This window comes from Rhodococcus sp. BP-349, assembly GCF_019835845.1.
GTDB lineage: Bacteria > Actinomycetota > Actinomycetes > Mycobacteriales > Mycobacteriaceae > Rhodococcoides.
This window is the reverse complement of record NZ_JABUDR010000001.1, coordinates 853,520-865,833: the sequence shown is the minus strand read 5'-3', so window position 1 is coordinate 865,833 and position 12,314 is coordinate 853,520. Positions and strand designations below refer to the sequence as shown.

11 protein-coding genes are annotated in these 12,314 nt (G+C 64.9%); 8 read left to right on the top strand and 3 right to left on the bottom strand.

The window, feature by feature from the left end:
- The first annotated feature begins 405 nt into the window (after nucleotides 1-405).
- Nucleotides 406-747: a hypothetical protein gene (locus HQ325_RS04060; protein ID WP_222626817.1), complete on the top strand. Its 342-nt coding sequence runs from the start codon at nucleotides 406-408 to the stop codon at nucleotides 745-747.
- Between the two features lie 121 nt (nucleotides 748-868).
- On the opposite strand, the gene HQ325_RS04055 is transcribed toward HQ325_RS04060, so the two are convergent.
- The gene (locus HQ325_RS04055; protein ID WP_308014243.1) at nucleotides 869-1,771 is read right to left on the bottom strand and encodes an oxidoreductase; all 903 of its coding nucleotides are present in this window, start codon (nucleotides 1,769-1,771) and stop codon (nucleotides 869-871) included.
- Between the two features lie 1,338 nt (nucleotides 1,772-3,109).
- Between HQ325_RS04055 and HQ325_RS04050 the strand changes: the two genes are divergently transcribed.
- The 3 genes from HQ325_RS04050 (at nucleotide 3,110) to HQ325_RS22330 (ending at nucleotide 5,992) form a co-directional block, all read left to right on the top strand.
- Nucleotides 3,110-4,108 carry a LacI family DNA-binding transcriptional regulator gene (locus HQ325_RS04050; protein WP_308014242.1) on the top strand — a complete coding sequence of 333 codons (999 nt, stop codon included), beginning with the start codon at nucleotides 3,110-3,112 and terminating at the stop codon, nucleotides 4,106-4,108.
- Between the two features lie 99 nt (nucleotides 4,109-4,207).
- A complete protein-coding gene (locus HQ325_RS04045) occupies nucleotides 4,208-4,744 on the top strand; it encodes a 2,4'-dihydroxyacetophenone dioxygenase family protein (RefSeq protein ID WP_222626815.1) in 537 nt (178 codons plus the stop codon).
- Between the two features lie 108 nt (nucleotides 4,745-4,852).
- Entirely contained in the window at nucleotides 4,853-5,992 is a 1,140-nt protein-coding gene (locus tag HQ325_RS22330; protein ID WP_261777652.1) for an orotidine 5'-phosphate decarboxylase / HUMPS family protein, read from the top strand.
- Nucleotides 5,993-6,984: 992 nt separating this feature from the next.
- Here HQ325_RS22330 and HQ325_RS04030 read toward each other — a convergent pair.
- Nucleotides 6,985-8,031 carry a GGDEF domain-containing protein gene (locus HQ325_RS04030; RefSeq protein WP_222626813.1) on the bottom strand — a complete coding sequence of 349 codons (1,047 nt, stop codon included), beginning with the start codon at nucleotides 8,029-8,031 and terminating at the stop codon, nucleotides 6,985-6,987.
- A 599-nt stretch (nucleotides 8,032-8,630) separates the two neighbouring features.
- Nucleotides 8,631-9,242, bottom strand: a complete 612-nt coding sequence (gene mftR / locus HQ325_RS04025; RefSeq protein ID WP_222628859.1) for a mycofactocin system transcriptional regulator — start codon at nucleotides 9,240-9,242, stop codon at nucleotides 8,631-8,633.
- A 118-nt stretch (nucleotides 9,243-9,360) separates the two neighbouring features.
- On the opposite strand from mftR, the gene mftA reads away from it, so the two are divergent.
- The 4 genes from mftA to mftD are packed head-to-tail and all read left to right on the top strand — an operon-like array spanning nucleotide 9,361 to nucleotide 12,314.
- Nucleotides 9,361-9,471: a mycofactocin precursor MftA gene (gene mftA, locus HQ325_RS04020; RefSeq protein ID WP_374107181.1), complete on the top strand. Its 111-nt coding sequence runs from the start codon at nucleotides 9,361-9,363 to the stop codon at nucleotides 9,469-9,471.
- 7 nt (nucleotides 9,472-9,478) lie between these two features.
- Nucleotides 9,479-9,793: a mycofactocin biosynthesis chaperone MftB gene (gene mftB / locus HQ325_RS04015; RefSeq protein WP_308014241.1), complete on the top strand. Its 315-nt coding sequence runs from the start codon at nucleotides 9,479-9,481 to the stop codon at nucleotides 9,791-9,793.
- Nucleotides 9,790-11,079, top strand: a complete 1,290-nt coding sequence (gene mftC / locus HQ325_RS04010; protein WP_222626812.1) for a mycofactocin radical SAM maturase — start codon at nucleotides 9,790-9,792, stop codon at nucleotides 11,077-11,079. The genes mftB and mftC overlap by 4 nt, the downstream gene beginning before the upstream one ends.
- A gap of 47 nt (nucleotides 11,080-11,126) precedes the next feature.
- Complete coding sequence (gene mftD / locus HQ325_RS04005; RefSeq protein WP_222626811.1) at nucleotides 11,127-12,314, top strand: pre-mycofactocin synthase MftD; 1,188 nt, start codon at nucleotides 11,127-11,129, stop codon at nucleotides 12,312-12,314.

Genomic DNA, 12,314 nt, shown 5'->3' with positions numbered 1-12,314 from the left:
ACACTCTCGTGACACCGAGAAACCGTCGGTTCGTTCTCACTGGATCTGTAATCGCATGCTGCACAGAGTATCTCGTAGTCACTGGATCTGCTGACATCACGCCATCAGGCGTCGTCCACGAGAGTCGTCGTGATCGACGACATCGTCGTCGGAACCGTCAGGATCGAGTGGATCGGCACGCCATTTCCACTCGATGACATGCTCGTCGATCGAATGGTTCTGACACCGGCTCATATCGTGCAGCCGCGGAGGGCACTCGCCGACGCGGAACATCTGCCTGCCGGCACGACGACTCGAACCGTGGCAATGGGTATTTCGCTTCCGGCGCCAGCAGCGACGGCTCACCGCCTCGTCGGCACAGCAAGTTCGCCTACCACCAGACCACGACTACCCGTCCGGTCGTCGATGCGACCGACCTCGGTGCTCGGCGACCTCCTCGCGGGCGAACACCCACCCGACCACGACAACGTTGCCGACCTCGTGCGCATCCGAACGTTGGACGACATGTACAACGGAGCCGAACTGGTGTCGACGCTGGAGGTCTACCGCGACTCCGGAACGCTCCGGAGCGCAGCAGGGCTAGTGAACCTGCACCACAGCAGCGTGGCTCACCGCCTGACCACGTTGTCACGGCACCTCGGTTTCGCGGTGGACCTGCCCGAGAACCGGGCGCGGACAGAGGCTTGGATGATGGTTCACAGAATGCGAACTCGTGAGGGGTATCCGCACGCGCGGAGACCCATCTGAGCCGGCACCGATGTGCTGGCTGGTCCCCGGAATCACGCGGTATAGGAGTCCGGTCTCCGCTGTGACGCGACTGCTGGTGACCAGCATCTCGGCAGCGTGCTGCCCCCCGGGCAGGGAACCCTCAGACAATCGGCGGGTCCCGGCGCAGGCTCGTGTAGCTCACCCCGGTCAGCTGCTCGGACAGATTCCACAGGGCGGTCGCGAGCTTCAAGTCGCGCGATCGCTTACTGGACGAGACGAAAGTCGGATGGCCCCGCATCTCCCGGAACCCGTCGGGTCCGATGTACGAGCCTCCCTCGACGCCGGCGGCCGTGGCCGCGTACAGCTGCGGCAACGCCCCCATGTTCGAGCTCTGACCGATGACGCCCGCTCCCAACGAAAAGATCTTGTCGAGGACAGATTCGGTGTGGGACGCCAGGTTCGTGGACGAGATACCGGGATGCGCCGCGACGGAGACGACCGAGGAGCGCGCTTCCGACAGGCGCCGCTGGAGCTTGTACGCGAACAACAGATTCGCCAACTTGGACTGGCCGTAGGCAGCCCAGCGACTGTAGCGGCGGTGCTCGAAATTGGGGTCGTCGATCGAGATGTCTCCGCTCGTGTGCGCGAGACTGGACAGCGTGACGATCCGGTCGGAGATGCGGTCGACGAGCAGCCCGGTCAACGCAAAATGCCCAAGGTGATTGGTCCCGAACTGCATCTCGAAACCGTCGGCCGTCTTCTTCTGCGGCAACGCCATCACACCGGCGTTGTTCACCAGGACGTCGAAGGGCTCGGTCGCGTCGGCGAAGCGTCTCACGGAGGTCAGATCGGCGAGATCGAGCTCGCGAACGGTCGCAGTCGGCCCGATCTCGCGGGCTACAGCCTCTCCCTTGTCGGTGTTGCGGCACGCGAGTACCACCTCCGCCCCACGAGCGCCCAGGGCTCGGGCCGTGGCCGCACCCAAGCCACTGTTGGCGCCGGTCACGACGAAACGCCGCCCCGTCTGATCGGGGATGTCTGCGGTCGTCCACGTCGAGGTCACCGGTCCGAGCGTAGCCGTGCGCGGCAGGTCACTCGGCGAACTGCAAACGTTCTCGGATCGCTCTTGATCGGGCCAGCACGTACACGCGTCCGGTACCTCCGCGGAACGGCCCGACATGCACGCCGAGTCCGCTCGCGCCACAGGGGACGTCATTCGTGACACCGACCGGACACATCGCCGATGACGCGCCTCGATGGGTCGTCCACGAGTCGGAAGGATCGGTGGTCTCGTTCGCATTCTGCGAGCCGGAACGCATGACCGTCGGAACGTGGACGTCCGGGCGATCGGGGTCTTGCCGCGCCACCAGGGGCGGATGATCGGCGCGGCGATCATGCAGCACCTCGAGGAACCGCTGACCTGACGAGGTCAGCTTCGGCACCGATCATCGAGGATGACGTAATCGTGCTGCTGGGCATCGAAATCCGTTACCGATCGAAGATGCAATGCTGACCGCTGTGGAACAAAAATCGACGTGCTCGAAGCAGTCGACGCGATGTCGTGGGGCGGACCGCCCGATGATCGGTTCATGGAGCCGGGTGTTCGAAGATGCACCGTCCACCGACGTCCGCACACGTCCACGCCACCGGCGACCGGACGTGGAGCAAGTGGTGTCCGTCCACACAAGTCCCCGGAGGTCCACCGACCGTCGAGGGAACTTCCTGCGCGAGAGTCCACCCACAGCCACCCACGTCCACCCGAGTCCACCGAATTGAGCTACGGATGGTTTGTGACAACTCGTGACATCGAGCCACATTTTGGGTTTTCGCAGGTCAGATCAAGCTATTTCGGGGCATTTTTCCGGTCAGAGGCATACCTAGAGCCTCCTTTCGGGATTGAACCGAAGACCGCTCGCTTACAAGGCTTCGACGACCCGATCAGGTGGATTCACCTGGACTCACGAAAACCGGACTGAAATGCACGTTCGTCCATCCGCGTCCGCCTCGGTCCACCTCCGTCCGTCCCGACTTGTGACACCCTCGTGACACCGACAAACCCTTCAGCCGAATCCGATGAGATGCGTATCACGCTGCCAGACAGCATATCTCGTCAAACAAAGGAGCAGCTGCGGCGGGCCCGGCCGCATGACGGACCTTGATGGCCCGTTCACCCCGAGTGGCGGGAACGTTCAGCGCGCGGTCGACGCGGGGCGTTCTCCGCTCGCTGGTGCGGTTCGGACCCGGCATGCACGCCGAGTGTCGGGCCGCCGTCAACGGATATGGTTCGAGAATGCACAACGCAGGGCCGGATGCCGCCGACGATTCGCCACCCACTCGCTCTGCTCGTCGACCGGCGGCAGGTGCGGCGGCGCGCGCCACACCGCGAAAAACGTCCAAACGGGTGACGATCACCCAGGTCGCCGAACGCGCGGGGGTATCGATAGCTGCCGTCTCCTTCGCAGTCAACGGCGGCCCCGGTGTGAGCGACGAAGTTCGCGCGCGCATCCTCGACATAGCGCGCGAGATGAACTTCCGGCCGAGCAAGACAGCACGCGATCTTCGAGCGGGAACGCCCAGCACCATCGGGTTACTCCTGGCCGACATAGCCAACCCGTTCTACTCCGAACTCGCCTACGGTGCGATCGCTGCCGCGGGTGTTCGGGGGTACGAAGTATTCGTCTCGCACGTGGGTGTCGATGGCACACACCAGAGTGATGCAGCACTGGCGCAGGTGGACCGCCACTCCGGAGGACTTCTGTTCACCTCGCTCACATCGGCGGACACGACACTCCTCGACGAACTACGTGACCGCCGTGAGCCTTTCGTTCAGCTGTACCGCCACGTGGAAGGAATCGACGCCGACTTCGTGGGCATCGACGACCTCGGTGCAGGACGCGAGCTCGGTCGCCATGTCGCGGACTGCGGGTATCGACGGGTCGCGGTACTGGGCGGTCCCCCACTTTCGAGCGCATCCCGGAATCGGGCGAACGGGTTCGTCTCCGCACTCACCGACGCCGGGGTCGACATCGTGAACAGAACGGCCATGTGGGGGGCACTCACGCGAGAATCCGGGGCCGCACGCGCGAGGGAATTGTTCGCACACCATGCCGACGTCGATGCCGTGATGTGCGGAAACGACGTCATCGCTGTCGGCGTGTACGACGTCTGCAGGGAACAGGGGCGAACCGTTCCCGGCGACATCGGACTGACCGGATTCGACGACATGAGTTTCTCCAGTGCGGGGCCCTTACAACTGACCACCATCACTGTTCCGCGAGAAGAGATGGGGCGCAGAGGAACCGAGTTACTGCTCGACCGCATCGACGGATCGACCGCACCGACACAACACGTGATCCTCCCCCACGTCCTCCGGATTCGCGAGACCACTGCGCCGCGGTGACATTCGACAGCGTCCGGTGTAGGAACCAGTGACCGGGGCTTGCCTGACACCGACGCTGTGTGCCACACTACTTAAACCTTTAATACGGAGGACTTCGATATGGGTTCGACGCTCGATCACACCTCGGAGGCCGCGATCCCCTACCGCGGTCCCAAGTCCGACAGCATGCTCGACGACTTGGTGGAACCGGGGGCACTCGACCTGGACTGCGAGGAACGTCTGTGGGTTCCGCAGTCCCCCGACGTGACGTTCCGGCCGCTGCTGCTGTCGGTCAGTCAAGGCTTCTTCGTCAACATCCTCCGTGTCCGCAAGACCGGAATCCTCTCCCGCCACCGGCACGCCGGCCCGGTGCACGCCACCACGCTGCGTGGTCGGTGGCACTACCTCGAGCACGACTGGTGGGCCGAGCAGGGCAGCTACGCCTTCGAGCCTCCCGGCGACATCCACACCCTCGAAGTACCCGAGGGTGTCGACGAGATGGCCACGATGTTTCACGTCACCGGCGCCTACATCTACGTCGACCCCGACGGCAACCCCGTCGGCGTCGAGGACGTGTTCACCAAGATCGACAATGCCCGCAAGCACTACGCGAGCGTCGGCCTCGGCGCCGACTACGTCGACCGCTTCATCCGCTGAATCCGAGAGATCCGAGAGATCCGAGAGATCCGAGAGATCCGACGACACACTCGCAGAGCATCCGGTGGTGGGCGCTCGCACGAACGAGAGGCCATCCCGCCTGCGCGCATGATCACGAGCAGCAACACTCCGCTCGACTTCGCCGTTCTCGACCGGCCCGCACCAGGACCCGGTCACGGCCAGGTGCTGGTGCAGACGGAAGCGTGCGGCCTGTGTGGCAGCGACGTACACGCGTGGCGCCAGGACGCCGGTTACTACTGGGTTCGGCCACCGGTGACGATGGGGCACGAAGCAGTGGGCACCGTGGTCGCAGTCGGGGCCGGCGTCGACCGTCGGTGGGTGGGACGACGAGTGGTCCCCGTATCCATCGACGGCTGCGGTGACTGTGCGGTGTGCCGACGAGGGCTACGCCAGCTCTGTGAACAAAAGACGGTTCTGGGCCTGTCGTTCGACGGCGCCGCGGCAGAGCTCTTCGTCGTCGACGAGCACCGACTCGTGCCTGTGGAGCACGACCTGCCGGTCTCGGTACTGGTGCTGACCGAACCGTTGTCCGTCGCGTGCCGGGCGGTCACCCGCCTGCAGCGAGCCGACGAGGATGCCTTCCGCGCGGTGGTCTCCGGGCCCGGACCCAACGGGGCTGATGATCGCGCTCCTGCTCACCCAGTCCGGACACGATGTCCTCCCGTCGTACCGGGCGGAACGGTAGTGGTCCCCGCACTGTTCGCCATCAAAGCCGAGGGACTGCGCGCGGTGTCGGCGATCAAGGCCGCGCATCCGGACGAAGAGGTCTTCGCTGATCTCGAGACGGCGGATGCCGGGTTCCTCGAGGCCGACATCGCCTTCACCGCCGGCGCGGACATCGTGACCGTCCTCGGCTCCGCCGGCGACGCGACCATCAAGGGTGCTGTCGAGGCCGGTCAGAAGCATGGCAAGAAGGTCGTCGCCGATCTGATCGGTGTCGCCGACCGCATCGAACGAGCCCGCGAAGTTGCCGAGCTCGGTGTCTCGTTCGTCGAGACCCATGCCGGTCTCGACGAGCAGGCACATCCCGACTACTCCATCCAGACCCTGCTCGACGACGGCAAGATCGCAGGGGTGCCGTTCTCGATCGCCGGCGGCGTCAAGGGCGACACCATCATCGCGGTGCGGGATTCCGGCGCCGATGTCGCCGTTGCCGGCGGTGCCATCTACGGTGCCGAGGATCCGGCGGCGGCGGCCGAGGCCCTGAGGGACGCACTCACCACGTAGACCTGACCCACCCGATGGCCCCGCACACCCGTGTCCGGGGCAATCGGGGTCTCGTCGACTCAGTCCGGTTCATGTGTACATCGGCACGACAGACCTATGGCCGCACCGGCGAAGTCGTTGTTCCGGAGTTTCGCGGCCGGTACTGCACTCTCAGCGAACGTGTCGTCGGAGCCCACACGATCAGACGTGTTCTGTCACCGCACCAACCAGTGGATCGAACGGTCACCGGGCCGAAGCCTCGACCGGCAGCAGTCGAGCCCCTGCGTTCTCGGCGGTCGGGATGACCGTCTCATCGGACTGCGTCGAGGCCCCGGCCCCGGCCTCGCCCTCGCAGAAGTCCTGGGACGTCCGCCGACAATCGCAGACTCGCTCGTTCAGAAGTCCATGCGCCGCCCCCACGTCCACCTGATTCCGCGAACGAGTTACGAATGAGTTGTGACAACTCGTGACATCGAGCCGCATTTCGGCAATTTTCGCAGGTGACCGGACGCCCCTGGACCGTGGCGGACCTGCACGGACGGGCCGACGAAAGTTGTGAAACGAGAGGTCAAACGAGGCGATTTCAAAGCATTTCCGCAGCTCAGAGGTATATCGAGAGCCTCCTTTCGGGATTGAACCGAAGGCCGCTCGCTTACAAGGCTTCGACGACCCGATCAGGTGGATTCACGTGGACTCACGAAAGCGGCTCTGAGTGCACATTCGTCCAGCCGTGTCCGCCTCGATCCACCTCCGTCCGTCCCGACTTGTGACACTCTCGTGACACCAAAAATACTGTTCGTGAAGCCGAATAGCCTGGTATTGCTCTGCTGCACAGAATATCTCGTCAGATCGAAGGAGCGGCGACTGAACTCTCGCTAGGGGACGACGCGTCGCGGCGCACTGCGCTGGCCAGCAGCGATCTCTTCGGGAAGGCGAAGGGCGTGTTGATGGAGCGTTGTGACGAGAGCGCTCCGCGGCGATCGATCAGAATGCTCGAATTCTCCAGCAGGCAGTCAGCGCTTGGTCGACGGTCGGCCGACCTGACTACGCGGATGACCGTAATCAAAGACCGGCCTGCCCCGGCCCCCGACCGCGGCTCCCGACCAGGACAGTGACTCAGCCAGGACGTATGCCGCCTGGTCCCGCCCGGACGACTTCGCCGCATACAGGGCCCGATCAGCAGTCGCGGTCAACGAGTCCACCGCCGACCACGGGTCGTTTACCTCGTCGTCGCTCACGACGGTGCAGCGCACCACTCCGACACTGACGGTCACCGTCCCCATATCGCGCATGGCGGCCAGGATCGTCCCCTCCACACCGCCCATGACCGATGTGAGCCCTAGGACGAGGAACTCCTCGCCGCCCAGCCGCGCCACCAGCGCGTCCGGACCCGCCACCGCATGCAGCGTGGCCGCGACCTCGACAAGAACGTCGTCGCCGACCGCGTGACCGAACTGATCGTTGACGGACTTGAAGTGATCGATGTCGACCAGGCACACCAGTAGCGGGACACCGGAGATACAGGCCTGATCAATAATCGCCGCGGCACGCGCGGTCAGTCCCCGGCGATTGAGCAGCCTCGTCAACGGGTCGGTATCCGCGAGGTCTTCGAGGCGTGACGTCACGGCGGAGACACGCGATCGCAGCGAAGCCATCAGCACCGTTGGTACCAGCACCGTGGTGACTGTCGCCCCGACCGCCACGAGTCGGACGGTCCCGACGGTCTCGTCGATGCACACCGCAGTCGCCAACGCGATCGCAACCGCAGTCAGAGCCACAGTGATATGACGCGAGGATCCCGACGCGGCGATCGCCGGGACCACCGCCAACATAGCCCCGACGGCTGTTGTCGACGCGGGGTCGACGATGACGAACGCCGATACCGCCACTCCCGCCATGCCGCCGGACCCCAGCAGCACGAACTGGCGGTCGTCGAGCACACCGACGCGCACTGTGACCATCACCGTGACCGCAGTGAACACACTGACCGCTGCCAGCGCCCACACCCCGTTCGGGCCCACCAGCGTAGGCACGAGGAGGGCGACCACCAGCAGTGGCACTGCCCCCGATGCTGCGCACGCCACCGCGAGAGACCGAATATCGTAGCGGCCCCGCACGAGCCGAGGAGTGCTGCCGGATTCACGCATGACCACACACACTCCTTCCAGCCCGAGCACCCGGGGCCAAACAGACGATGAACGGCGACAACACAACTCGGAAGGACACACAGAGAGGAGGCGGTGGTGGTGGTGGTGGTGGTGGTGGTGGTGGTGCACCGATCCCATCGGAAGATCCCGCCCGACACCACACGCGAGCGCAACATGAGTGGCGGCCCGACTGGCGCGACCCTCGCGGCCCTGAAGGATTCAAATGCAACAGCACCGCAGTGGAGGCACTCGGATCACGCGATGAGTCCCATTGCCGGGCTGACCACTCACTTCATTTTGTGTGGCGCGGGCAAATGTCGTCTACCGACAGCCTCGACTGGGCCGACCGATTCTCGGTGATCGGATTACACTGGCGGTACTCGAACTGTAATGCAGAAGCCCCTCTCCAGCAGGGTTTTCGAACGGTCGTCTCCGACACTGGGCTGCGAGGTCGGTTGTCAGCCCGTCGGCCGGCGTTAGGACCGAAATAACGGGCGTGCGCAGAACAACAACTACAGCCCGGGCCCGCATTGCAGACCGCTGTGTAGCGGCCCGCATGCCTCTCGAAGTAGATCGACCAGTTCCGCACCATCGTCCGACAGCCACTGTTCGTACGCTGAGATCGCGACTCCCAGGGCGAGCCAACCTGCGGTTCGGGGATAAAGGTCATCGGCATTCTGTCCGACGCGTCCGGCCACGAACTCGGCGATTACTTGCCGCCACCCCTGGTACATCACCATCGAATATGCCTGTAGTGCCGGCACTTCGAAAATGAGGCGCAGACGTGTTCGATGGACCTCTCGTTCCTCGTCCGGAAACGCGTTGAAGCGAAGCACCGCGTCCATCACTGCGTCCGGGATAGATGAAGACAGCGAGGTCTCGGACAGCATCTGCCGAAGATGAATGAGACCTGCGTCGAAATCTCCCCAAGGGACGGCGTTCTTGGACGGGAAATATCGGAAGAAGGTTCGTCTGGCAATGCCCGCCGCGCGGGCAATGTCGTCGACGCTCGTCGCATCGAACCCTCGTTCCGCGAACAACGCTATGGCCACGTCACTGATTCCCCCCTTGGTGGCGGAGGGAGGCCGACCCACGGCACTGAGTGGTTCCTGCTGCACGACGATCCTCCCGGTTCGGTTCCCGCGAACTGTTTACTTTGTGCACTCGATGCCATTATTGTCTGTGGTGTGCGACACCACGTCGTCCTCACGCGTCCCGCATCACACTCTCATGGAGGTTCCCATGTCTGATCCGTCGAACACCATGCCCGAAGCATCCCAGTCCGAGGAGCCGTTGGTACAGGAGTCGTTGGTGGAGGAAGTCTCCATCGACGGTATGTGCGGCGTCTACTGAGTCGGCTGTGACCGACGTGCTCGCTGCATCGCCCCGAACGGTGGACCTGGACCTGGCGTGGCAGCTCAATCCTCAGGTCGCGTTGCGCCCGGAACCGTTCGGGGCGTTGCTGTATCACTTCGGGACCCGCAAGCTCTCGTTCCTCAAGAACACCGTCATCGTGTCACTGGTCACCTCGCTGTCATCGCATCCGGATGCACGATCCGCGATGTCGGCCATGGGAATCGAGGAATCAGCGATGCCGCGCTACGCGCAGGCACTCGCCGCTCTCGCGGACTCGACGATGATCGTTCCCACTCACGTGAAGGAAGGCCCGGCATGACCTCCACTCTCGCCCGCCCCGAGCAACCGGTCGGCCGCCTGGTCGACCAGTTCGAACTCGGGCTCGACGCCCCCATCTGCCTGACGTGGGAGCTCACCTACGCCTGCAACCTCTCCTGCGTGCACTGCCTGTCCTCCTCCGGGCGGCGCGACCCACGAGAACTGTCCACCGAGCAGTGCAAGTCGATCATCGACGAACTGCAGAAGATGCAGGTTTTCTACGTCAACATCGGCGGCGGTGAACCGACCGTCCGATCCGACTTCTGGGAACTCGTCGACTACGCCACCGCCCACCAGGTGGGCGTGAAGTTCTCCACCAACGGCGTCAAGATCGACGAGAAGGTCGCCGCGAGGCTCGCCGCGTCCGACTACGTCGACGTGCAGATCTCCATCGACGGCGCCACCGCCGAGGTCAACGACGCCGTCCGCGGCCCCGGCTCGTTCGACATGGCCGTCCGCGCCCTGAAGAACCTGAAGGACGCCGGGTTCCGGGACGCGAAGATCTCCGTCGTCGTCACCCGCCACAACGTCTCCCAGCTCGACGAGTTCAAGGCCCTCGCCGACGCCTACGACGCCACCCTCCGCATCACCCGCCTGCGCCCGTCCGGTCGCGGCGCCGACGTCTGGGACGACCTGCACCCCACCGCCGGACAACAGCGCGAACTCTACGACTGGCTCGTCGCCAACGGCGACGGTGTGCTCACCGGCGACTCCTTCTTCCACCTCTCCGCCTTCGGCGACGCCCTGCCGGGGCTCAACCTGTGCGGCGCAGGACGAGTGGTGTGCCTGATCGACCCGATCGGCGACGTCTACGCCTGCCCCTTCGCCATCCACGAACAGTTCCTCGCCGGCAACATCGTCCGCGACGCCACCCCCGACATGGGCGGCTTCCAGGCCGTCTGGCAGACCTCGGAACTGTTCCAGGAACTGCGCTCACCGCAGACTAGCGGCGCCTGCACCAAGTGCGCGCACTTCGACGCCTGCCGCGGCGGATGCATGGCCGCGAAGTTCTTCACCGGACTGCCCATGGACGGCCCCGACCCCGAATGCGTCCAGGGCTACGGCGAATCCGCGCTCGCCGCCGACCGCGGCACCGTCCCGAAATCGAGCGTCGACCACTCACGCACCGGGAAGCGGTCCACCCCGAAAGCGTCGATCCCCTTGACGCTGCTCACCCGCCGCGACGGCGCACCCGCCAACGTGAAGGCCGGAGGCCGGCCGCCGGCATCGAAACTCTGTGATGAGAACCCGCTCGCAGGAATGACTTTCAGCAAGGACGATCAGTGAAGCTTCGCGATATCCAAGCCCACAACCCGTGGGCGAGAAACCCGTGGATGGAAAGCGTCGCCGAGATGCAGCGACGAGCCAAGAAGCGGCTTCCCCCGTCGGTGTACTCGGCGTTGATCGCCGGATCCGAACGCGGCAACACCTACGACGACAACATGGCAGCGTTCGGCGAACTCGGCTTCGCACCCCACGTCGCCGGCCACGCGGCCGTCCGTGATCAGTCGACGACGGTGATGGGGCAACACATCTCCATGCCGGTGATCATCTCGCCCACCGGCGTGCAGGCCGTGGACCCCGACGGTGAGGTCGCTGTCGCCCGCGCCGCCGCCGCCCGCGGCACCATCATGGGACTGTCGTCCTTCGCCTCCAAATCCGTCGAGGACGTCGCCGCGGTCAACTCGCAGACGCTGTTCCAGGTCTACTGGCTCGGCACCCGCGAGGAGATGGTCGCCCGCATGGAACGGGCGAAAGCCGCTGGCGCGGTGGGGATGATCCTCACCCTCGACTGGTCGTTCTCCTACGGGCGCGACTGGGGCAGCCCCGCCATTCCCGAGACGATGAACCTCGCCGCCATGGTCAAGTTCGCGCCCGAGGGCCTGATCCGCCCGGCGTGGCTCTACAAGTTCGCCAAGTCAGGTCGCATCCCGGATCTGACGACACCGAACATCCTGCCCGCCGGCGCTCCACAACCGCCGACTTTCTTCGGCGCGTACGGCATGTGGCAGCAGACCCCGCCGCCGTCCTGGAACGACATCGCCTGGCTCCGTGCGCAGTGGGACGGCCCGTTCATGCTCAAGGGCATCTCCCGCATCGACGACGCCCACCGAGCCGTCGACGCCGGATTCTCCGCGATCTCCGTCTCCAACCACGGCGGCAACAACCTCGACGGCACACCGGCCACCATCCGGATGCTGCCCGCCGTCGCCGAGGCCGTGGGCGACGAGATCGAGGTACTACTCGACGGCGGAATCCGCCGCGGCAGCGATGTCGTCAAAGCCGTCGCCCTCGGTGCCCGCGCAGTCATGATCGGCCGCGCCTACCTGTGGGGTCTCGCCGCGAACGGGCAGGCCGGTGTGGAGAACGTTCTGGATGTGCTGCGTATGGGCACAGACAGCGCGCTGCTCGGCATGGGCAAGAGTTCGATCCACGACCTGACCCCGCAGGACATCGTCGTGCCCGACGGCTTCGCCAGGGCCTTGGGAGCCGACGTCGATCAGGCTGCGCACACTCTCTGA